Source organism: Dietzia sp. Die43 (assembly GCF_024519835.1).
Taxonomy (GTDB): Bacteria; Actinomycetota; Actinomycetes; order Mycobacteriales; family Mycobacteriaceae; genus Dietzia; species Dietzia kunjamensis.
This window is the reverse complement of sequence record NZ_JALJRF010000019.1, coordinates 19,823-40,713: the sequence shown is the minus strand read 5'-3', so window position 1 is coordinate 40,713 and position 20,891 is coordinate 19,823. Positions and strand designations below refer to the sequence as shown.

The following is a 20,891-nucleotide window of genomic DNA, read 5'->3' as shown; positions in this document are numbered from 1 at the left end:
CCCGCTCGCCTCCCACCCCCGCCCGTCGCCGGTCAGAGCAACCCCTGCCGACTGGCCACGTACACCGCCTCGGCACGCCGGGAGACCTTGAGTTTGCGCAGGATGTTGCTGATGTGGAACTTGGCGGTGGTGGCCGAGATGAACAGGGCCTGACCGATCTCCTTGTTCGACATCCCCTCCGCCAGCAGCGTCAGGACCTCGATCTCCCGGGCCGACAGGGCCTCGGACGCCGAGCCCCCGCCCTTGAGAGCGTCGAGCACCATCGACGCGGTCCGGGTGTCGAAGGCGCTCTGCCCCGCCGACACCGACCGGACGGCGGTCACCAGTTCGGTGACATCCACGTTCTTGACCACGTACCCACGTGCTCCGGCCCGGACCGCACGCACGACTATCGCCTTGTCGAGGAAGGTGGTGAGCACCAGCGGGGCGACGTCGGGGAACAGGTCCCGGACCGCTGCACAGACCCGCAGTCCGTCGAGTTCGGAGCCGCTCCCTAGTTTGAGGTCGATCACCGCGACGTCCGGGCGGGTCGAGGTGATGACCTCCAGCGCCGAGTCCGCGGTCGACGCCTCCCCGACCACCTCGATATCGGGTTCCCGCTGCAGCATCAGCCGCAGCCCTTCTCGGAGGACCGCGTGATCGTCCACCAGGACGGTGCGGATCGTCGCCGGTGGGGTCATGGGGCCGGCCGCCGACGGGGTCATCGGACCGGCCGCCGGTCCGCACCGTCGACGCGGGGCGCCACCACCGTGATCGCCACCCCGCCCAGCTCGGACTCCGCGATGCTCATCACGCCCCCCACCAGTTCCGCCCTCTCCCTCATGTTGACCAGCCCGTGGCGCTCGTCGGGGGACCCGGTCCGGGCCGCTTCGAGCAGGTGGCGCAGGTCCTCCGGCCGGCCCTCGCCGTCGTCCTCCACGGTCAGACCCACGGCCTCGTCACTGAAGTCCACAGTCACCACCACTCCGTTCCCCCGCGAGTGTCTCGCGGCGTTCGCGAGCGCCTCACCGGCGATCCGGAGCAACTCGTGCTCGATCTCGTGGGTCGTGGGGAACTCGCTGCCGAGGAGCCTGACCTCGGTGGACATGCTCGACGGGACGTGGAGACGGCAGAGATCCTCGATCAGCCGACTCAGGCTCCCGTCACCGTCGTCGATCGTGCGGAGGGCGTAGATCACGGACCGCAACTGTTCGACGGCCTGGTCGGTCAGATGCACCGCCTTCTCGAGCAGCGGCCGCTGCTGCTCGGCCCGTCCCACCGCGTCGAGGCCGAGTTGGAGATGCATCCCCGCGCCGAGGACGAGCTGGGACACGCTGTCGTGGAGTTCCCGGGCCATCCGCGACCGTTCCACGTCGAGGATCCGCTGGCGATGCGCGGCGTCGAGCTCCCGGTGGGCGATCTCGAGTTCGGAGTTCCGCCGGGACAGCTCCACCACGTGCCCCCGGGCCTCCTCGTACGCCTCCTCCGCCCGCGCGAGCAGCGTCTCCTTGTCCCGGAACAGGACGGAGTTGTGCAGGGCCACGGCCGCCTGCGCGGCGAGGATCCGCAGGACCACGGTGTCGATGTCATCGGCCGGTCTCCCGGGGTGGCGCCACGACGCCAGCCCGCCGATCACCCCGCCGTGCAGGATCAGCGGCACGGTCACCGCGTCGGGGCCGCCGGCCTCGGCCACCTCGGCGGAGCGGCCGCCCCGGAGCACCGCGAGCAGGACGTTGACCACACCCTTGGGCAGACCGTCCGGCACCGGCGCGAGATCCCGCCCCTCGAACGCCACGAAGCGCCCCTCGGGGTCCACGAGGACGTGCCGTGGTTCGACGGACGGGAGCTGACCGTCCCGGAGGGCCACCAGCGCCCACTGGGCGTCGAGCTGGTCGTACGCGACCCTGAGGACGGACAGCATCAACTCCTCGGGCCCCTCGGCGGTCCGCACCAGCGCCCCGGAGACGCGATCGAGTGCGTGCATGGACCGTCGCAGCCGCGATTCGGCCGCACGGTACTGGTCGAAGAAACTTCTCTTGACCGACCGCAGGCCGAGGAGTGAGTCCAGGTCCGTGGGCCCCTCGGTCATGACGCCTCCCGATAGAGCCGTTCGACGTCCTCGAGGGTGACGGGACGCGGATTCGTGGCCATGCAGAGATCGTCGAGCGCGTGCGCGGCCAACGTGGGGATGTCCTCGCCCCGGACTCCCAGGAGCGAGAGTCCCGACGGGATCCCGACCGACGCGGAGAGGTCCCGGAAGCGGTCCGCGACCCGGTCCGTCACCTGGCCGCCCCGGGAACCGACGGTGACGCCGGCCGCGCGCGCCAGGCCGGCCATGCGGTCCGGAGGCATCACCACCCCGTTGTGTCGGACGACATGGGACAGCAGGACCCCGTTGATCTGGCCGTGGGACGAGTCGTACCGCCCGCCCACCGGGTGGCTCATCGCGTGGACCGCCCCCAGCACGGCGTTGCTGAACGCCATCCCCGCCTCGAGCGACGCCAGCGCCATGTCCTCCAGCTGCACGTGACTGAGCCTCTCGCCGGCCGCGAGCCTGTCGAGCGACCGCGCGCACAGCTCCACGGACCGCAGGGCGTGGGAGTCCGTCAGCGGGCCCGCCGCGCGCGAGAAGTACGCCTCCACCCCGTGCGAGAGCACGTCGATCGCGGTCGCCGCCCCCACGTCCTCGGGGACGGTCGCATGGGTACTCGGGTCGATGACCGTCACGTCCGGCACCAGCGACCGACTCACGATGGTCACCTTGGTCCGGCGGTCCGAGTCGTTGACCACGCAGAACTGCGAGACGTCGGCCCCACTGCCCGCCGTCGTCGGCACGGCCACCACCGGGGGCAGCGGCAGCCGGACACGGTCGACCCCCTCGTACTCGAGGACGTGCCCGCCGTTGGAGACGACGAGCGCGACCCCCTTGGCGGCGTCGATCACCGAGCCGCCGCCCACCGCCACGATCACGTCGCACCCCGAGGAGTGATAGGTCTGCGCGCCCTCGAGGATCTGGGACGCGCGCGGGTTGGGGCGGACGTCGGACCACACGACCGGCTCGGCACCCTGTGCCCTCAGCCCCTCGACGACCGTGCCCGGCCACGGGGTGAGTTCGAGCCACGGATCGGTGACGACGAGGGGGCGACGTGCGCCCAGTCCCATGGCGGCGGTCGCGGCCTCGGGCAGGGCTCCGAAGCCGAAGAGGATCTCCGGCGCGTGGAACTTCGCCACCCGGCCTTCCGACGACATGACCTCACGATAGGCCCGGGGCATCTCAGGCGAGCGAGCTTCCCAGCAGACCTGCCCGTTCGGACAGTTCCGCGGGGTCACGCGCGGTCACCACCCCGTCCAGGTATCGCGCATACGCGCTCAGTCCGCACGTGGGCCGGTTCCAGTACCTCCGGGCCTCCGGGGTGATCCACGCCATCCGGTGGGCCCGCCTGCTGATGCGGCCCACCAGGTCCTCCCGCGGATCGAGCCCGTTGCTCCGCCCGTCACCCACGATGAGGACCGAGGTCCGGGCGTCGATCAGGTCGCCGTTGCGGTCGAGCAGCTCGGCGAACATCCGGCCGTAGTCGCTGCTCGCCTCGAGATCCAGTCCGGGTGCGGACAGGACGGTCGCCAGCGCGTTCTCGCCGGACGACGACAGGAGGTGGTCCGTCACGTCGACGGGTCGGTCGACAAAGGCGACGACCGAACACCGGTTGACCTTCTGGTGCAGGCTCTGGGCCAGCCGCAGGACGAAGCCGGTGACGGGCCGGACCGAGAGCGACACGTCGACCAGGATCAGCAGCTTGAGCGGACCGGGGACGCGGGTCCGGTTCATGATGGTGAACGCCTCGCCGTCCGTCGCCCACGCCCGACCCAACGTGGAGCGAGAATCGAGCAGTCCGCGGGCGAACGGTCGCGATCGTCGGCGGGGGGCGCCACGGATGCGGCGCATCACCTCGTGGGACGCGCGTTCGAGGTCGGCGCTGTCGGTCACCTCCCGGCCACCCCGGACCTCGTCGTCGTCGACACGTCCGTCGGTGGCGTCCTCCGGGAGGCTCTTCAGGAACGCGAGCACCGCGTCGACGAACATCCCCGCCTGCTCGCCTCTCAGATCCCCGCCGTCGTCACCGTGCGCCGCATACACCTGACGGGCGTCGTAGCCGTCGAGGGTCCGCAGGACGTCGAGCGCGTCCGCCCATTCCAACGACTCCTCACCGGACACCGAGATCGCGGAGGACCCCATCTCGCCGACATGGTCCGATGACGCGCGGTCCACCTCGATCTCGTAGGTGACCGAGGACTGCCACCGCTCCGCCCCCTCCTGGACCGCGAACTCCTCCTCCCCGGTCGCGGTCGAGAAGTCTGAGTCGTCGTAGTGCATGTCCTCGTTCCGCCGGCTCGTCTCGTCTCCCTCGACCAGATCCCCGATCTCGGCCGGGTCCAGGTCCGACGGGGTGGAGGGCGAGGACTCGTCCGTGTCCAGCTCCAGTTCGTCGGGCAGTCCGCCCACCTGCGGGGCGCCGCCGTGGGCCCCTCCGGCGTCCTCGGTACGGGTGGTCAGCACGCCCAGGAAGAAGCGGTCGAACACCGCGTCGAATCCCCGGTTCTCCCGCTGGTACTTGACCGTCACCGCACGGAGCGCCGCCCGCAGGGCCTCGGGCCGGGACGTCCCGACCATCGCGAGGACTGTCCGCAGCTCCACCACCTCGGCCGGGGAGACCGCCACCTCGCGCTCCCTGAGGAGTCGGCCGAACGCCACGGAGGCGATGTCAAGGACATCCGAGGGCGAGAGGCGGGACGCCGTCCCGGTCGTCATCGCCGTCCGGTCCCGCGCCCGGCCCCGCTGCGGGCCCGACCGGCCCCGAACGCGGCGGAGGTCGACGCCCCGGTCGCATCGGCGGCCGCCCTCATGTCCCGCCCGTTCCCTGCCGGCTCCTCTCCGGGGGCGCCCCCACCGCCGAGCACGCCGCGGGCGACATCGTCGTCGGACCGGTACTTCAGAAGGGCGGCGGACAGGACCCAGCCGAGCTCCGGACCGTCTCCTCCCCACACCGACGCGGCGCGGGCCGCGTCCACCACCTCGGAGATCGACGGAGGCTTGCGCAGCGTCATCTCGCGCAGTCGCCGCGCCTTCTCCACCACATCGGCCGCCACGGTCTCCGGAACCTCCGGTGCGCGGGATCGGACGATCTCCGTCTCCCGTGCGGCGTCTGGGAAGTCCACGTGGAAGTGCAGGCACCGGCGCTTGAGGGCACTCGACAGCTCCCGGGTGTCGTTCGAGGTGAGGATCACCCAGGGGGTGGTGCGTGCGCGGTAGGTGCCGAGCTCCGGGATCGTCACCTGTTTCTCCGCGAGCACCTCGAGCAGCATCGCCTCGAGCGACTCCTCCGTCCGGTCGATCTCGTCGATGAGCAGGACCACCGGGTCCTCGGACATGATCGCCTCGAGCAGCGGCCGAGTGACCAAGAAGTCCTCACCGTGGATCCCCACCTCCATCTCCGCCAGCGCGGCAGAGGCGGCGGCGAGATCCTCGTGCACCTGCAGTTCCACCGTGATCCGATCCCGGAGCATCTGGACGTGGAGCAACTGCTTGGCGTAGTCCCACTCGTACAGTGCCCGGGCGTCGTCGAGTCCCTCGTAGCACTGCAGCCGGACTAGCCGCCGACCGAACGCGGAGGCGAGCGACTTGGCCAGCTCGGTCTTGCCCACACCGGCCGGCCCCTCCAGCAGCAGCGGCCTGTCGAGGACCGTCGCCAGGTGCACGACCGTCGCGAGTTCCCGGTCGATGATGTAGCCCGTCCCGCGGAGCGCCTCCTGCAGGACCTCCACGTCGATCACCGCGTCCGCGGGACCCACCTCGTCGGGGCGATCGTCGATGACGTCCATGGTCGGGCCCTTCCCGTGTTCTGGATGGTGGTGTCCCCCCGGGGGGCGCGCGGGACGGATCCGCTCGCCCGCCCCCGGGGAGGACCTGGTGGGGTTAGTGCGACCTGCCGGCGCGAGACGGTCAGTACGAACCGGTCATCGCGTGTTCGACCATCGGGATCAGTGACTCGACCGTGGACTCACGCGGGTTACCCGGGGTGCACGCGTCCCCCATCATGTGTTCGGCGATCCTGCGGATGTTCTCCGCCGAGGTATCGATCCTGTCGCCCTTGCCCTTGTACTTGCCCGTGTCCATCTGGTTCTTCTCGTACAGCCCGGGCGTGATCTGACTGAAGTTGTCGGGGATACCGACGTCCTTGGACAACCGGATGGCGGCCTCCACCGCGGCGTCGGCGGCCTGGACGGTCGTCATGTTGCGGGTGTCCACGCCCATCTGCGGCGCGAGTTCCGCGTAGCGCTGGTAGCGGGACGGCAGGTTGTACTCCCACACCCGGGGCAGGGCGATCGCGTTGTTCAGACCGTGGTGCGTGTCGTAGTAGGCGCTGATCGCGTGGGACATCGAGTGGATCATGCCCAGGCCGCCCGAGTTGAACGCCTGCGTCGCGATGTACTGCGCGTTCATCATCCCGGTCCGCGCCTCGAGGTTGCGGGGGTCGTACACGGCCGTCGTGAGGTTGTCCGCCACGAGTTTGGTCGCGTACAACGCATTGCCCAGCGACGGGGCGAAGTCGAGCCGCGAGACGTACGGCTCCGAACAGTGCGCGAGGACGTCGAAGCCGCAGTAGGCGGTGAAGTGCTGGGGGCAGGAGTAGTAGAGGAGCGGGTCGTCCATCGCCAGCGAGACCAGGCTGGCGTCGTCGAACGCGACCCACTTGTGCGGGTGGTCCATGTCCGAGGTGTCGGTGATCACGTAGGCCCACGAGGTCTCCGCACCGGTCCCCGCAGTGGTGGACACCGCGATGTGCGGCGGGTTCTCGAAGTTGGTGGACTTGGAGAAGCCCTGGAACTCGTTGATGTCGCGGCCGTCGTGGGCGATCACCACGCGCGCGCCCTTGGCGGCGTCGTGGCTGGAGCCACCGCCCACCGAGATGATGCCGTCGCACTTCTCCGAGTTGTAGAGGGCCGCGGCGTCCATGACGTTGTAGTCCTTCGGGTTGGACTCGACCTTGTCGAAGACCACGACGTCGAGCCCCTGATACTCGATCTTGCCCTTGAGCTCCTCGATGATCCCCGACCCGCGTAGTCCGGTGGTCATGATGAGAACCCGGGTCATCCCCAGCTTCTTGGCCTCCACGCCGAGGATGTCGTGTGCTCCGACACCCAGCAGAGCCTTGGGGAGAGGGTGGAACTCCTTGATCGGCATGTCCCAGATCTGATTCAGTTCGATCGCCATCGTGCGCCTCCTGCTCGAGCGACCCCCACCTTCGGCGGGGCGGTGAATGTGACACCGATCACTCTTGCCCGGCGGCCGCCCTGTCCGGAACAGCTACTGCGGTGTTCTGTCCACCCGGCACACACGGACAACCCGGATGGCACCGCCGCACCTACCCGAACGGACGGGCCCGGGCCGATTCGTCCCCGACATTCAGGCCACCGTCGCCGTCGCGATCCCCGCGCCCCTCACGCCCCGAAGCGCTGATCGAGGACGCGACACCGCGCCTCGGCCGCCGCGACGGTGGAGGCGTCCGCGTACCGGGACCGGGCCAGGCTCCGCCACGCGGCGAGGTCCTCCCGCCCGGCGCCGGCGACCCAGGCCCTGAGGACGGGGAGCCGATCAGCGGACAGGACCGCGGCCCGCACCATCGAGTGGAGCTCGAGCCGCAGGTCGGCCACCCCGGGAGCGTCCGAGGCCGGCAGGATAGGTCCCGGATAGGAGGCCACCGCCTTCATCACGTCCCCGGAATCGAGTGCGTCCGTGACCTCTCGGACGTCGGTGACCAGAGCGCCCGGGGCCAGGCGGTAGGGCCTCGAGGCCACCACATCCGGCCCGAACACCCGCCGGAGGCGGGAGACCTCGGCGCGGACGCTGACCTCGTCGAGCCTGTCGTCGGCGAGCAGTTCCGCGAGCGCCCCTCCCGTCAACCCCTCCGGATTCGCGTCGAGCAGGACACAGATCTCGGCATGCCTGCCGGTCAGGGCACGCCCCGCGCCTCCCGGGCCGTCCCCGTCGAGGACGCCGGCCCCCGCACCGAGCACCCGCAGCCTCACACGCCCTCCGAGGGGGTGGTCGACCCCGCCTCGCCGGGGGACGACGAGGCCGGCGGCCGTGCGCAGCTCGCCCTCGGCGAGCATCACCGTCGCCCGTATCAGCGCGAGCATCTGGTCCGAGGTGGCGCTGCTCGGGCCGGTGACGTCGATGAGCCCGATCAGTTCACCCGTGGCGGGGTCGTGGACCGGTGCCGCCGCACAACTCCATTCGTGGGCCATCTCAAGATAGTGCTCGGATCCGCGGACCCGCACCTCGGTGTCGTGCCTCAGCGCGAGCCCCGGCGCGTTGGCCCCGACCGCCTCGTCCGTCCAGACCGCGCCGGGGATGAACGCCATGGACTCCGCGCGGGACCTGACCCCGCGGTCACCGATCACCCGCAGCAGTCGTCCCCGCTCGTCCGCGACAGCGACGATGTGCCCGCTGGAGACCACCCCCGGGACGAGGACGGACTCGACCACCGGGAGGACCGACGCCATCCGGTGCTGCGCCACGTGGCGGGAGAGGTCCGGACCCTCCAGTTCGACCGACGGCGCGACCACCGTGGGGTCGATCCCCCGGTGCCTGCTGCGCTCCCACGACTCGGCCACCAGCAGGCTCGCCGCGGGTCCCGTACCCCCGAACATGACGCTAGTGTAACCCATATCACAGTAACGAGGATCACGAACCTGACGCGCCCCTCATAAACGGATCTAAATAGACCGTGCTGAACACGGATGGCGAGCAACCCTCTACACTTGACAGTGGTACAGGCCACACATGACCTAAGGATCGCGATGACGACCGAGTTCGCCACCCCTCCCGCCTCGAAGCCCTTCCCCGTTCCGAACCTGGCCAGACTGGTGTTCAAGAACGCGGAGGAGGCCCCGAACGACGTCGCAGTGCTGCGCCGCGTCGGTAGCGACTGGAAAGAGGTCACCTGCGCCCAGTACCTGGAGGAGGTCAAGGGCGTGGCCAAGGGCCTCATCGCCCGCGGCGTCAAGCCGGGGGACCGCCTCGCGATCATGAGCCACACCCGCTACGAGTGGTCGCTGATCGCCTGGGCGGCCTGGTCCGTCGGCGCGGTGACGGTGCCGATCTACGAGACCTCGTCGTCGGCCCAGTGCAACTGGATCCTCACGGACTCCGGGGCGACCGTCGCGGTGGTCGAGGACCTCGACCTGCGTGGGGTGCTCGCCGCGGAGACCGAGTGGCAGGGCGACATCCTCGTCATCGAGAACGATCTCGTCGCCCAGCTCACCGAGGCCGGCGCGGCCGTCTCCGACGAGGAGCTCGAGCAGGCCTCGCTGGCGATGGGCCACGAGGACCCCTGCGCGATCGTCTACACCTCCGGCACGACCGGCAAACCCAAGGGCTGCGAAATCCTGCACGGCGGGTTCGGCGGCGTCGTGGTGGCCGTGGAGGAGCAGCTCCAGGACGCGTTCGTACCCAACAGCCGCACCCTGATCTTCCTGCCGCTGGCCCACGTCCTCGCCCGCATCCTGGAGGTGGCCTGCTTCTACAAGCGCGTGGCCGTGGCGCACGAGCCGGACACCACCAAGGTCATCGAGCGCCTCGGCGAGATCCACCCCACCTTCCTGGTGTCGGTGCCGCGCGTGCTGGAGAAGGTCTACAACTCCGCCGCGGCAAAGGCAGAGAACGCCGGTGGCGCGAAGGCCAAGATCTTCAAGGCCGCCGTCCAGACGGCCATCGACTACTCCAAGGCCCTCGAGAACGGCGGCCGGCCGTCGGCCGCGCTGAAGGTCAAGCAGAAGCTCTACTCGAAGCTCGTCTACTCGAAGCTGCACGACGCACTGGGCGGCGAATGCGACCGCATCATCTCGGGCGGTGGGCCGCTGGGCGCCCGCCTGGGCCATTTCTTCCGCGGCGCCGGGTTCGACCTGCTCGAGGGCTACGGCCTGACCGAGTCCTCGGGCGTCCTCACCGTCAACCCGACCAACCGGGCCAAGATCGGCACCGTCGGCACGCCGATCCCGGGCGTCACAATCCGCATCGCCGAGGACGGCGAGGTCCTGGCCAAGGCCAAGACACTGTTCAAGGGCTACTGGCGAAACCCGGAGGCGAGCGAGACCGCGTGGACCGGCGAGTGGTACCACACCGGTGACATCGGCGAGCTCGACTCCGACGGCTACCTGTCCATCACGGGTCGCAAGAAGGACCTCATCGTCACCGCCGGCGGGAAGAACGTCTCGCCGTCACAGCTCGAGGACCTGCTCACCTCCGACCCGCTGATCAGCCAGGCCGTCGTGGTGGGCGACAACCGCAGCTACATCGCGGCGCTCGTCACGATCGACCCGGAGACGTTCCCGGCGTGGCGGGACAGACACGGCAAGACCGGCGAGGTCTCGGACCTGCTGCAGGACGGCGACCTGGTCGGCGCGGTCCAGGACGCGGTGGACCGGGCCAACAAGTCGGTCTCCCGCGCGGAATCCATCCGCAAGTTCAAGATCCTCGCGGCCGAGTTCTCCGTCGAGTCCGGCGAACTCACTCCCACCCTCAAGCTCAAGCGCAAGGTCGTGCACGACCGGTTCGACAGCGAGATCGAGTCGCTGTACACCGGCGCCTAATCCGCCGATCGTGGGAGCGCCCGGGCCCGGACGGGTTCCGGGCGCTCCCACATCCGCCCGATCAGACGTACATGCCCTCGATCTGCTCGGCGTAGTGCTGCTCGACCACGTGCCGCTTGACCTTGAGGGTCGCCGTCAACTCGCCCGAGTCCTCAGTGAAGTCGCGGGGCAGTACGACGAACTTCTTGACGCCCTCGGCGTGTGAGACCTGCCGATTGGCATCGTCCACGGCGGCCTGGATCTCGGCGCGCAGCGCGGGGTCGGTGACCAGGTCCTCGACCGGCCGGCCGCTGCGATCGTTCTCCGCCGCCCAGTTCTCGAGCTCGACCTCATCCACCGTGATCAGCGCGGAGACGAACTTACGGGCCTCACCGATGAGGACCGCGTGGCCGACGAGTCGATGCGCCCGGATCGCGTCCTCGATCTGCCCCGGCGAGACGTTCTTGCCGCCGGCGGTGACGATGATCTCCTTGGCGCGACCGGTGATCGTCAGGTATCCGTCCGCGTCGAGCGAACCGAGGTCACCGGTGGCGAACCAGCCGTCGCGGACGGCCTCGGCGGTGGCCTCCTCGTTGTTCCAGTAGCGGTCGAAGATCAGCTCGCCGGCCAGTTCCACCTCACCGCTGTCGGCGATCCGGACGCTCGTCCCGGCCACGGGTCGCCCGACGGTGCCGATGCGCTGGCAGCCGGGACCGTTCACGGTGGCGGCGGCGGTGCTCTCGGTGAGCCCGTAGCCCTCGTAGACGGGCACGCCGACTCCGCGGAAGAAGTGCGAGATGCGGTCGGGCAGGGCGCCGCCGCCGGAGATGGCGTACTCGCACCGGCCGCCGAGCGCCTCGCGGATGGCCTTGTAGACGAGCAGGTCGAGCGCCTTGTACCGGGCGGCGTGCAGGAGCGAGGGCCGGCGCGCGTCGTCCAGTCCGTCGTTGCCGCGCAGACGGCTGTCCTCGATGGCGACCGCTTCGGCGCGCTCGAAGATCCCCCTCTGAACCGCGCCCTTGGCGGCGGCCTTCGTGGCGATCCCGTCGCGCACCTTCTCGAAGACGCGGGGGACCCCGAGAATCATGTGCGGCCGGAAATCGGCGAAGCGCGGGAGGATGGTGGAGGTGTCGTCCCAGAAGCCGACGGTCGCGTCACCGAGGTAGACCGTGTAGGTCACGGCGCGGGCGAGCACGTGGGCCAGTGGCAGGAACATCAGGACCTTCTTGCCCTGCTGCGCCATCGACCCGATGGGGTGGTCGAGCAGCGCGTGACACTCCGACAGGAGGTTGCGGTGGGTGATCACGCAACCTTTGGGCCGTCCGGTGGTGCCGGAGGTGTAGATGATCGAGGCGGGGGTGTCGAGCTCGAGAGTGGCCACCGCGGCGTCCAGGGTCTCGGCCTCGACGGACTCGCCGTCGGCCTCGAGGGCCTCGAGCCCGCCGTCGTCGAGGTAGAGGATCCGGGTGCAGGTGTCGGGGACGGTCGTGTCTCCGACGACGACGACGTGTTCATCGTTCTCGGCCACGAGAACCTTCGCCGCGGAGTCGGCGAGAATCCATTCGAGTTGCCCCGCCGAGGATGACGGGTAGATCGGCACGGTGATGGCTCCGGCGGTCCAGACGGCGAGATCGACCAGCACCCATTCGAGGCGGGTTCCGGCCATGAGCGCCACCCTGTCCCCGGGCTCGACGCCGGCCGCGATGAGTCCGGCCGCGATCCTGTCCACGCGCTCGACGAGTTCGGCGTTGGAGACGGATCGCCACCGGCCGTCGACGTGATGGTCGAACGGGACCGCCCGCGGCGCCGTGGCGGCGCGCCCTCGCGCCACCACCGGGATCAGGTCGGAACGTATGAAGTTTCGCTGGGCGGGGACGGTGATCTCGCGCATGCCGGAGGCGGCCTTTCGGGCGACGATGAAAATGGAGCGCAGTCGATTATCGGCCCGACGGGCGCTCGTGGCAATCAGGGGACCATTCCCTGGCCACACCCTCGTGCCATCTCGACCCATCGCGTACACTCGCGAATAGACAGACCTGTTCATTCTTCAGAACGGAACACACCATGGCGCAGATCTACTCCGACATCTCTGAGACCATCGGCAAGACCCCGCTGGTCCGTCTCAACTCCCTGACCGAGGGACTGCAGGCCACCGTCCTGGCCAAGCTCGAGTCCGCCAACCCGGCCGCGAGCGTGAAGGACCGCATCGGCGCGGCGATCATCGACGACGCGGTGGCGTCGGGCGGCCTCAAGCCCGGTGGCACGATCGTCGAGGGCACGTCCGGCAACACCGGTATCGCGCTGTCCATGGTCGCGGCGGCCCGCGGTTTCAAGGCCGTCATCGTCATGCCCGACACCATGTCGGTCGAGCGCCGCGCCGTGATGCGCGCCTACGGTGCCGAGCTCATCCTCACGCCGGGCTCCGAGGGCATGAAGGGTGCGGTGGCCAAGGCCGAGGAGATCGCCGCGACGCGTGAGAACGCCGTCCTGGCGCGCCAGTTCGCCAATCCCGCCAACGTGGACGTCCACCGCCGCACCACCGGCCCCGAGATCTGGGAGGACACGGACGGCGACATCGACGTGTTCGTGGCCGGCATCGGCACCGGCGGCACCATCTCCGGCGCGGGCAACTACCTGCGCTCGCAGGAGTCGGACCTGCACATCGTCGCCGTCGAGCCCAAGGACTCGCCGCTGCTGACCGAGGGCAAGGCCGGACCGCACAAGATCCAGGGCCTGGGCGCTAACTTCGTGCCCGAGATCCTCGACCGCGAGATCTACGACGAGGTCATCGACGTGACCCTCGAGGACTCGCTGGAGATCGCCAAGCGGCTCGGCAAGGAGGAGGGCATCCTCGCGGGCATCTCCTCCGGCGCCAACGTGTGGGCCGCCCTCGAGATCGCCAAGCGCCCCGAGAACGCCGGCAAGACCATCGTCGTCATCGTGTGCGACTACGGTGAGCGCTACGTCTCCACGATGCTGTTCGAGGACTACCGCGACTGATGACGCCGACGTCCGATCGCCCGGTGGGGTTCTGGCGCACGCTGCGCGAGGACCTCGCCGCGGCGCGCGCCCATGACCCCGCCGCCCGGGGCGACGTCGAGAACGCCGTCGTCTACTCCGGCCTCCACGCCATCTGGTTCCACCGGCTCTCGCACCGGCTGTGGAACGCCGGCGGCGCCGGCCGCACCGCCGGACGCGTCCTGTCCCAGTTCTCCCGATTCCTCACGGGGATCGAGATCCACCCCGGCGCCACCATCGGCCGACGGTTCTTCATCGACCACGGGATGGGCGTCGTCATCGGTGAGACCGCGGAGATCGGCGACGACTGCATGCTCTACCACAGCGTCACCCTCGGCGGGGTCTCGCTCAAGCAGACCAAGCGCCATCCCACCCTGGGCGACCGCGTGACCGTGGGCGCCGGCGCGAAGATCCTGGGTCCCGTCGAGATCGGTGACGACTCCTCGGTCGGCGCCAACGCCGTCGTCGTCAAGAGCGCCCCCGCCGACTCGATCGTCGTGGGCATCCCGGGCGAGGCACGGCCTGCCAGGTCCACCAAGGAGGAACTGCGCGACGCGCAGTTCTACATCGATCCGGCCATCTACATCTGAGCCAGATCCCATCGAGAAGACCGTTCCGCACGCATCGCCCGAGTGACGGCGTGCGGAACGGTCTTCTCGTTGACGGACTAGGCTTTCCGGCTGTGCGGACGCTTCCGACTACCTACTGGCTGCGCGCCCCGCTGGCACTGCTGGCCCTCGCCTCGGTGGTCATGGTGCTGCGGGTGCCCGACGAGCGGACCCCGTGGTGGGGCATCACCGGGAACTTCCTCGACGTCAACGTCTACCGCTGGGGCGGCAGCGCCGTCCTGAACTCGATCCCGTTGTACGACGGACTGCTCTCGGGTGACGACTCCGGGCGCTTCTACCCGGAGATGCCGTTCACCTACCCGCCGTTCTCGGCGCTGCTGTTCGCCCCTCTGGACCTGGTGACCCCGCGGCTGATGGAGGCGGCGTGGCTCGCGCTGACCCTCGTCCTGCTCTACCTCGCGGTCCGGATGTGCCTCCGTGCGCTGGACTACCGCCCGGACCGGGTCACCGCCCAGGTCTCGCTGTGTCTCGCACTCATCGCCCTGTCCACCGAGCCGGTGCGGACCACCGTGTGGTTGGGCCAGATCAACATCCTCCTCCTGGTCCTGGTCCTGGCCGACCACCTCGCCTGGAGGTCGGGCCGCCGGTGGGCGGGGATCGGTTCGGGCCTGGCCGCGGGCATCAAACTCACCCCGGCGTTCTTCTGGGCGCACTGGGTCCTCACCGGACGCTGGCGGATGGCCGTCGTCTCCGGGGCGGCGTTCGGCGGCACTGTCGCCCTCGGCTTCCTACTGATCCCCCGCGACGCCGTGCGGTACTGGTCGGGGACCCTGTTCGAGTCCCAGCGGATCGGGCACGACGCCATGTTGGCCAACCAGTCCCTGCGGGGTGCCATGGCCCGTCTCGCCGGCACGGAGATGGCGCCCACCTGGGCGTGGCTGCTCGGGGCCGCGGTGGTGGCAGCCGTCGGCCTGGGCGTCGCCGCGCTGGCCCATCGCGCCGGGCACCAGCTCCTCGCCCTGACGTTGGCCGGACTGACGATGACCATGGTCTCGCCGTTCTCCTGGGGCCACCACTGGGTGTGGTTCGTCCCGCTACTCGTGCTGACCGTGCACTACGCGATCGCCGCCCGGCGCTGGTATCTCTGGCTGCTGCCGGCGCTGCTCTGGGCGGCCACCGCGAACTGGGTGCAGAGCTTCCCCGACCCGAACTTCCCGGACGACCGCTGGGTGGCGATGGGCCTGTTCATGTTCGGCGGCGACATCCCGCCGGTCATCTACACCGTGATCACCAACGCCTACCCGCTGACCTGGTTGGCCGCGGTGGGGCTCGCCGCCCTCCTGCTCCTACGCCCCGGCCCGGACGGCGCTAGGCTGCGCGACTATGGGACGGCGGACGACTCGTCACCCGGCGCGCAGGATTCTCGCCGCGGGTGACGTCAGGCGAGAGGTGGCGACGCTCGCCGTCGAGGAACCACTCGAGATCAGGGTCGGCGGTCAGCCGTTCGTCGTGACCATGCGGACGCCGGGCGACGACATGGACCTGGCGGCGGGCCACCTGGTCTCCGAGGGCGCCGTCTGGAACCGCGAGCACCTGCCCGAGATCTGCTACTGCACCACCGTCAGTGGCCGGACGGAACAGGACTACAACACCCTCACCGTGACCCTGTCACCGGACATCCCGGAGCCCCGCTCCGCGCGGGCGTCCACCATGAGCAGCGCCTGCGGCGTGTGCGGCGTTGACTCGATCGACGAGGTCCGGCGCTCGACCCACTTCCCGGCCGAGCCGGCGGAGCCGCTCATCGATCCCGCGGTCCTGCTGTCCCTGCCCGACCGGCTCCGCGAGCACCAGCGGGTCTTCGACAAGACGGGGGGCGTCCACGCGGCGGGGCTGTTCTCCCCCACCGGCGAACTGCTGTGCCTGCGTGAGGACGTGGGGCGACACAACGCGGTGGACAAGGTGGTCGGCTGGGCGTTGCGCGAGGGGCGATTGCCGCTGCGCGGGGCCATCCTGCAGGTCTCCGGCCGGGCCTCGTTCGAGCTCGTGCAGAAGGCGTCGATGGCGGGGATCCCGCTCCTGTCCGCGGTGAGCGCGCCGTCGTCGCTGGCGGTGGACCTCGCCGCCGAGACCGGGGTGACCCTGGCCGCCTTCAGCCGGGTCGACCGCGCCACCGTCTACTCCCACCCCGAGCGTATCCGCGACTGACTCCATCGCACCCCTGGCGGACTTGATACCCCCTGGGGTATATTTCGGGCATGGTTTCCACGACAGTCATAGACACGTTCGCCTCCCACCACCAGCAGGGCGCCCCGCTCATCGACGTCCGCGAATCCCACGAGTACGTCGCGGGCCACGTCCCGGGCGCGCGCCTGATCCCCCTGGGCGATGTCGCCTCCGCCCCGGACATCGCGCCGGAGGGGACCACCGTCTTCGTGATCTGCGCGTCCGGCAATCGCAGCAAGTCCGCCTGCCGGACGCTGGAGGCCCGGGGCATCCCCGCCGTCAGCGTCGACGGAGGGACCAAGGCCTGGGCCGCGAGCGGACGGCCCGTGGTCACCGGGCCGGACGCCTCCTGACCGCCTGCGACCCGGCCACCGGGTAGCCACTCGTTCCACCGGCCGCGCCGACCGGGGCGGGATCGGCGCCGGGGTCAGGGTCGCCGGAGGTGTCGGTGTCGGTGTCGGTGTCCCCTAGCGCGACGTACCCGCGACTGGGCGCGACGAACAGCAGCAGGACCGCCGCGCCCGCGGCCACCATCCCCAGGGCGAAGAGCGCCGACGAGATGCCGTCGGCGAAGATCCCGGCGGCCGCGTCGACGACGGCCTGCCCCGCCGGCCCGGCCGCGGCGCCGAATTCGCGGGCGCCGGCGAAGGAGCTCTCGACCGCCTGCCGGCCGGCCTCGGGGACGCCGGGCAGGACGTCGACGATCCCCGCGGCGTAGCGCCCGGCCAGGATGCTGCCCGACAGCGCGATGCCGATCGCGGCGCCGACCTCACGCATCGCGTCGTTGACGGCGGCGGCCACGCCCTGCTCGTCGGACGGGACGTCCGAGACGATCGCCGACGTGGCAGGCGCGGTCGACAAGCCGAGCCCGATACTCGCGACGAGCATGGGCCAGAGGATGTCCCAGTACCCGGAGTCCACGGACAGCCGGGAGAGGAAGACCATCCCGGCCGCGATGGCCCCCACGCCCACCACGGACACCGCCCGCAGCCCCACGGCCGCGGTGATGCGCGGGGACAGCAGCGAGAAGACCATCACCGGCACGACCATCGGAGCCAGGGCCAGCGAGGCGGACAGGGCGTCGTAGTCCTTGACCAGCTGGAGGAACTGCACGATGAGCAGGAAGAACCCGAAGATGGTGAGGAACTGCAGCGCCACCGACACCGAGCCGGTGGTGAACCCGCGCCGGCGGAAGTAGCGCACGTCGAGCAGGGGGTCCGCGACGCGCAACTCGACCAGGACGAAGGCCACGACGCTCGCCGCCGCCACGACGAGCGCCACGATGACCAACGGCTCGGAGTAGCTGGTGTGCGCGCCCTCGATGAGCCCGAACACCACCCCGCCCACGGCGAGGGCGGAGAAGACCGCCCCGAACACGTCGGGCCTACCGACGCGGGAGGCCACGGACTCGCCGATGGTGAAGGCGGCGATCAGGACGACCAGGCCGATGACGGCGTACACGCCGAAGATCGCCTTCCAGGTCCACACCTTGAGCATGAGCCCGGAGCCCAGCAGGCCGATGATGCCGCCGACCCCGGCGAAGCCGGCCCACATGCCCACGGCCGCACCCCGGCGATCCGACGGGAAGCTCGCCGTGAGCAGGGACAACGTGGAGGGCATGACGAAGGCGGCACCGACACCGGCCACCGCACGGAGCATGATCACCCACAGCGGCGAGTCCAGCCACAGGGGCAGCGCCGAGGAGACGGTGAACAGCACCAGGCCCACGATGAGCGTGGCCCGGCGGCCGAAGCGGTCCCCCAGCGCACCGGCGGTGAGGACGAGCGCCGCCAGCGCCAGCGTGTAGGAGTCGACGATCCACGTCAGCTCGGCCTGGGTGGCCCCGATGTCCACGGCGATGTCCGGCAGGGACGTGTACAGGGCGGACATCGTGGCCACCACCAGGGACACGGCCACGAGGTTGACGACCAGCAGCCACCGCCGCCGACCCGCGCTCATCTCCAACACATCTGCCCCCGCTCCACGGAAACGATACCGTCGGTATCGCATGGTGCGCCCACCCTAGAGCACCGGACAGGCCACAATGGAGGCCATGTCGACCCCGGATCCGCGGCGCGCCCGCTCGCAGGGCAAGTTGCTCGACGCGGCGGCGTCGCTGTTGCTGTCCGGCGGCGCGGCGGCCGTGACCGTCGACGCGGTGACCCGGCTGTCGGGGGTCGCCCGCACCACCCTGTACCGCAACTTCCCGTCGACGGACTCGCTCATCGCCGCGGCGTTCCGGCGACTGCTGCCCACCCCGACACGCCCCCCGGCCGACCTGCCCGTCCGGGAGCAGCTCGTGCACCTGGCCGCCTCGATGACGCAGCTCATCCAGGACGCGCCGCTCCAGCAGTCGATGTTGGGGTGGCTGGCGATGGGCCGCGACGCCGGTGACGACGACGAGGTGGGCAGGCTCCGCCGCAGCGTGGTCGAGTCCTATACCGAGCCTCTGCACGCCGTCCTCTCCGATGCGGAGGAATCCGGAGCCCTCATCCCCGGCGACCGCGATCTGGCCGTGGCGCAGCTGGCCGGCCCCGTCGTCCTGGCCCGGATGATCGGCCTGCGCCCGTACACCGATCAGGACGTGGAGCGACTCGTCGACGACTTCCTCCGCGGCCGCCTGGCCGAGGACGCCGGATGACGGACGGCGGCACCTCGGACAGTGCTACCGCGGTCGCCGTCGGCGCGATCGTCCTCACCGGGGGTCGCGCGAGTCGCCTCGGCGGGGTCGACAAGGCGCGACTGGCGGTGGCGGGTCGGCCGATGGTCGAGGCGGTGCTCGGCGCCGCCCGGGCGGTGGCGGGCCCCGTCCGCACCGTGGGCCCCGGGGGCGACACCCGCGAGGATCCGCCCCACTCGGGACCCGTCGCCGGGATCGCCGCGGGACTGCGGGCGCTCCCGCCGTCGGTCGACCTCGTCGTCGTCGTCGCCTGTGACCTGCCGGACCTCGACGCCGCCACCCTCCGCGCCCTCCTCGCCGCGCTCCGGCCCGCCGCCACCACCCACGCCCCCGGCGCGGCACTCGCTGTCGACGTCGCCGGGCACGACCAGTACCTCCTCGCCGCGTGGGACCGCCGCGCCCTCGCCGCGCGCCTGGCCGCCCTGGAGGCCGACGGCGGCGTGGGCGGGCGACCGGTACGGGCCCTGTACGACGACGAGGAGGTCGTCCGCGTCCCCGTCGGCGACCCCGCGCGCGACGTGGACACGTGGGCCGACCTGGCCGGACACGGACCGGTCGCGCTCCCACAGGTGGGGGCGGTCCTGCGCGCCGGGCTCACCCCGCTGCCGGCGGACGTGCGCCCGCCCCTGGCAGCCGTCGGCGCGGTACTCGCCTCACCGCTGGTCGCCGCGGACCCGATGCCGCGGGGGCCGGTGTCGGCGATGGACGGTTACGCGCTGGCCGGGCCCGGCCCGTGGCGACTGACCGGCGCCGCCCGCCGCGCCGGGGACGGCTCGTCGGCGACGCTGACCCCCGGCACGGCGGCGCCCATCGCGACCGGCGCCCTGGCCCCCGCCGGCTGCGATCGCGTGCTGCGGCACGAACTGGTGACGGTGACCCCGGCCCGCACCGGCCCCCCGGTGGTCACCGCACTGCCGGGGGGCGACGGGGTGAACGACCTCCGCCCCGTCGGCGAGGACTGGCCGGTCGGTCACGAACTGGCCCCGGCGGGGGCGGTGCTCGACGCGGCGCTGGCCTCCGCGGCCCTGTCCGCGGGGGTGATGGCCGCACGGGTCCGGGGGCCGGTACGCGCGGCGGTGGTCACGACCGGTGACGAGGTCCTGCCCGCCGACACGCCCGCGCCGCTTCCGCCGGGCCGGATCCGCGACACTGTGGGCCCGCTGCTCGGCGGGGTCCTGGCGCGGGCGGGGTTCGCCGGCGTCGGCCCGCCCGGGCACTGCGCGGACACCCCGGACGCGGTCGACGCGCTGCTCGGCGGCGGCCCCGGGTCCGCGGACGCGGCGGCCGGCGATGTGGTGGTGCTGGTGGGCGCCACCGGCCGCGGGGTGGCCGATCTGCTGCGCCCGGCCCTGGCGCGCGCGGGCGCGCGGATCGTCCTCGACGGGGTCCGTGTCCGCCCGGGAGGGTCGCAGCTCGTGGCCGTCCTCGCCGACGATCGAGTCCTGCTGGGACTACCGGGTAATCCGCTGGCGGCGGTGTCCGCGGCGGCGACCACGGGCCGGGCGCTGGTCGACGCCCTCACCGGACGCCAGCGCACGCCCGCGTCGGGGCGCGTCCCCGGGCTGGCCGGCCTGGCCTCCCCGGGCCGCTCGCGGATCCTGCCCGCCCGACCGGACGGCGCCGGCGGCTGGCACCTGGCCGGCCGCGTGCGCACCGCGCACCTGGCGGATCTGGCGGGCGCGCCCGCCCTGGCCGTGGTGCCCGAGAGCGGGGGACCCGGCGCCGGGGCCGGGGCCGAGGCCGACGACCTCGTGGAGATCATCGACTGGATCTGACCGGCCCGCGGCGGGGCG

17 protein-coding genes are annotated in these 20,891 nt (G+C 71.1%); 8 read left to right on the top strand and 9 right to left on the bottom strand.

Annotation, left to right across the window (positions count from 1 at the left end):
- Nucleotides 1–32: 32 nt before the first annotated feature.
- The 7 genes from NR111_RS15350 to NR111_RS15320 form a co-directional block, all read right to left on the bottom strand.
- On the bottom strand, nucleotides 33–704 hold the full coding sequence (locus NR111_RS15350) for a LuxR C-terminal-related transcriptional regulator (protein ID WP_269502984.1): 672 nt from the start codon (nucleotides 702–704) through the stop codon (nucleotides 33–35).
- Complete coding sequence (locus NR111_RS15345) at nucleotides 701–2,068, bottom strand: ATP-binding protein (RefSeq protein ID WP_067714959.1); 1,368 nt, start codon at nucleotides 2,066–2,068, stop codon at nucleotides 701–703. Before NR111_RS15345 ends, NR111_RS15350 begins: the two co-directional genes overlap by 4 nt.
- Nucleotides 2,065–3,228 (bottom strand): iron-containing alcohol dehydrogenase, encoded by a 1,164-nt coding sequence (locus NR111_RS15340; RefSeq protein ID WP_069389263.1) that lies wholly within the window; start codon nucleotides 3,226–3,228, stop codon nucleotides 2,065–2,067. Before NR111_RS15340 ends, NR111_RS15345 begins: the two co-directional genes overlap by 4 nt.
- 25 nt (nucleotides 3,229–3,253) lie before the next feature.
- The gene (locus NR111_RS15335) at nucleotides 3,254–4,786 is read right to left on the bottom strand and encodes a VWA domain-containing protein (RefSeq protein ID WP_067714962.1); all 1,533 of its coding nucleotides are present in this window, start codon (nucleotides 4,784–4,786) and stop codon (nucleotides 3,254–3,256) included.
- The gene (locus NR111_RS15330) at nucleotides 4,783–5,856 is read right to left on the bottom strand and encodes a MoxR family ATPase (protein ID WP_256821319.1); all 1,074 of its coding nucleotides are present in this window, start codon (nucleotides 5,854–5,856) and stop codon (nucleotides 4,783–4,785) included. The genes NR111_RS15335 and NR111_RS15330 overlap by 4 nt, the downstream gene beginning before the upstream one ends.
- Nucleotides 5,857–5,977: 121 nt before the next feature.
- The gene (gene mdo / locus NR111_RS15325) at nucleotides 5,978–7,249 is read right to left on the bottom strand and encodes an NDMA-dependent methanol dehydrogenase (RefSeq protein WP_067714967.1); all 1,272 of its coding nucleotides are present in this window, start codon (nucleotides 7,247–7,249) and stop codon (nucleotides 5,978–5,980) included.
- 227 nt (nucleotides 7,250–7,476) lie between these two features.
- Complete coding sequence (locus NR111_RS15320; RefSeq protein ID WP_082923828.1) at nucleotides 7,477–8,688, bottom strand: GAF domain-containing protein; 1,212 nt, start codon at nucleotides 8,686–8,688, stop codon at nucleotides 7,477–7,479.
- 150 nt (nucleotides 8,689–8,838) lie between these two features.
- Between NR111_RS15320 and NR111_RS15315 the strand changes: the two genes are divergently transcribed.
- The gene (locus NR111_RS15315; RefSeq protein WP_256821318.1) at nucleotides 8,839–10,629 is read left to right on the top strand and encodes a long-chain fatty acid--CoA ligase; all 1,791 of its coding nucleotides are present in this window, start codon (nucleotides 8,839–8,841) and stop codon (nucleotides 10,627–10,629) included.
- A 61-nt stretch (nucleotides 10,630–10,690) separates the two neighbouring features.
- Here NR111_RS15315 and NR111_RS15310 read toward each other — a convergent pair whose 3' ends face one another.
- Complete coding sequence (locus NR111_RS15310; RefSeq protein ID WP_069390383.1) at nucleotides 10,691–12,499, bottom strand: long-chain fatty acid--CoA ligase; 1,809 nt, start codon at nucleotides 12,497–12,499, stop codon at nucleotides 10,691–10,693.
- Between the two features lie 173 nt (nucleotides 12,500–12,672).
- Between NR111_RS15310 and cysK the strand changes: the two genes are divergently transcribed.
- The 5 genes from cysK to NR111_RS15285 all read left to right on the top strand — a co-directional run bounded on the left by cysK (nucleotide 12,673) and on the right by NR111_RS15285 (nucleotide 16,771).
- A complete protein-coding gene (gene cysK, locus NR111_RS15305) occupies nucleotides 12,673–13,608 on the top strand; it encodes a cysteine synthase A (protein WP_069390382.1) in 936 nt (311 codons plus the stop codon).
- Entirely contained in the window at nucleotides 13,608–14,216 is a 609-nt protein-coding gene (epsC, locus tag NR111_RS15300; RefSeq protein WP_067714980.1) for a serine O-acetyltransferase EpsC, read from the top strand. The genes cysK and epsC overlap by 1 nt, the downstream gene beginning before the upstream one ends.
- A 92-nt stretch (nucleotides 14,217–14,308) precedes the next feature.
- Nucleotides 14,309–15,631 carry a glycosyltransferase 87 family protein gene (locus NR111_RS15295; protein ID WP_256821316.1) on the top strand — a complete coding sequence of 441 codons (1,323 nt, stop codon included), beginning with the start codon at nucleotides 14,309–14,311 and terminating at the stop codon, nucleotides 15,629–15,631.
- Nucleotides 15,579–16,400 (top strand): formate dehydrogenase accessory sulfurtransferase FdhD, encoded by an 822-nt coding sequence (fdhD, locus tag NR111_RS15290; protein ID WP_256821315.1) that lies wholly within the window; start codon nucleotides 15,579–15,581, stop codon nucleotides 16,398–16,400. Before NR111_RS15295 ends, fdhD begins: the two co-directional genes overlap by 53 nt.
- A 50-nt stretch (nucleotides 16,401–16,450) precedes the next feature.
- Complete coding sequence (locus NR111_RS15285; protein ID WP_256821314.1) at nucleotides 16,451–16,771, top strand: rhodanese-like domain-containing protein; 321 nt, start codon at nucleotides 16,451–16,453, stop codon at nucleotides 16,769–16,771.
- Here NR111_RS15285 and NR111_RS15280 read toward each other — a convergent pair.
- Nucleotides 16,749–18,377 (bottom strand): MFS transporter, encoded by a 1,629-nt coding sequence (locus NR111_RS15280; protein WP_256821313.1) that lies wholly within the window; start codon nucleotides 18,375–18,377, stop codon nucleotides 16,749–16,751. The two genes, NR111_RS15285 and NR111_RS15280, sit on opposite strands and share 23 nt — an antisense overlap.
- 94 nt (nucleotides 18,378–18,471) lie before the next feature.
- Between NR111_RS15280 and NR111_RS15275 the strand changes: the two genes are divergently transcribed.
- Nucleotides 18,472–19,059: a TetR/AcrR family transcriptional regulator gene (locus NR111_RS15275; protein ID WP_172812124.1), complete on the top strand. Its 588-nt coding sequence runs from the start codon at nucleotides 18,472–18,474 to the stop codon at nucleotides 19,057–19,059.
- A complete protein-coding gene (locus NR111_RS15270; protein WP_206474454.1) occupies nucleotides 19,056–20,873 on the top strand; it encodes an NTP transferase domain-containing protein in 1,818 nt (605 codons plus the stop codon). The genes NR111_RS15275 and NR111_RS15270 overlap by 4 nt, the downstream gene beginning before the upstream one ends.
- Nucleotides 20,874–20,891 lie beyond the last annotated feature (18 nt).

Bases quoted from the DNA above. Each gene is read 5' to 3' on its own strand.
- NR111_RS15315 (WP_256821318.1), top strand. From the start codon at position 8,839: ATGACGACCGAGTTCGCCACCCCTCCCGCCTCGAAGCCCTTCCCCGTT.
- NR111_RS15310 (WP_069390383.1), bottom strand. From the start codon at position 12,499: ATGCGCGAGATCACCGTCCCCGCCCAGCGAAACTTCATACGTTCCGAC.
- NR111_RS15280 (WP_256821313.1), bottom strand. From the start codon at position 18,377: ATGAGCGCGGGTCGGCGGCGGTGGCTGCTGGTCGTCAACCTCGTGGCC.
- cysK (WP_069390382.1), top strand. From the start codon at position 12,673: ATGGCGCAGATCTACTCCGACATCTCTGAGACCATCGGCAAGACCCCG.
- NR111_RS15335 (WP_067714962.1), bottom strand. From the start codon at position 4,786: ATGACGACCGGGACGGCGTCCCGCCTCTCGCCCTCGGATGTCCTTGAC.
- NR111_RS15275 (WP_172812124.1), top strand. From the start codon at position 18,472: ATGTCGACCCCGGATCCGCGGCGCGCCCGCTCGCAGGGCAAGTTGCTC.
- NR111_RS15320 (WP_082923828.1), bottom strand. From the start codon at position 8,688: ATGTTCGGGGGTACGGGACCCGCGGCGAGCCTGCTGGTGGCCGAGTCG.
- NR111_RS15345 (WP_067714959.1), bottom strand. From the start codon at position 2,068: ATGACCGAGGGGCCCACGGACCTGGACTCACTCCTCGGCCTGCGGTCG.
- NR111_RS15340 (WP_069389263.1), bottom strand. From the start codon at position 3,228: ATGTCGTCGGAAGGCCGGGTGGCGAAGTTCCACGCGCCGGAGATCCTC.
- NR111_RS15270 (WP_206474454.1), top strand. From the start codon at position 19,056: ATGACGGACGGCGGCACCTCGGACAGTGCTACCGCGGTCGCCGTCGGC.
- epsC (WP_067714980.1), top strand. From the start codon at position 13,608: ATGACGCCGACGTCCGATCGCCCGGTGGGGTTCTGGCGCACGCTGCGC.
- fdhD (WP_256821315.1), top strand. From the start codon at position 15,579: ATGGGACGGCGGACGACTCGTCACCCGGCGCGCAGGATTCTCGCCGCG.
- NR111_RS15285 (WP_256821314.1), top strand. From the start codon at position 16,451: ATGGTTTCCACGACAGTCATAGACACGTTCGCCTCCCACCACCAGCAG.
- mdo (WP_067714967.1), bottom strand. From the start codon at position 7,249: ATGGCGATCGAACTGAATCAGATCTGGGACATGCCGATCAAGGAGTTC.
- NR111_RS15330 (WP_256821319.1), bottom strand. From the start codon at position 5,856: ATGGACGTCATCGACGATCGCCCCGACGAGGTGGGTCCCGCGGACGCG.
- NR111_RS15350 (WP_269502984.1), bottom strand. From the start codon at position 704: ATGACCCCGTCGGCGGCCGGCCCCATGACCCCACCGGCGACGATCCGC.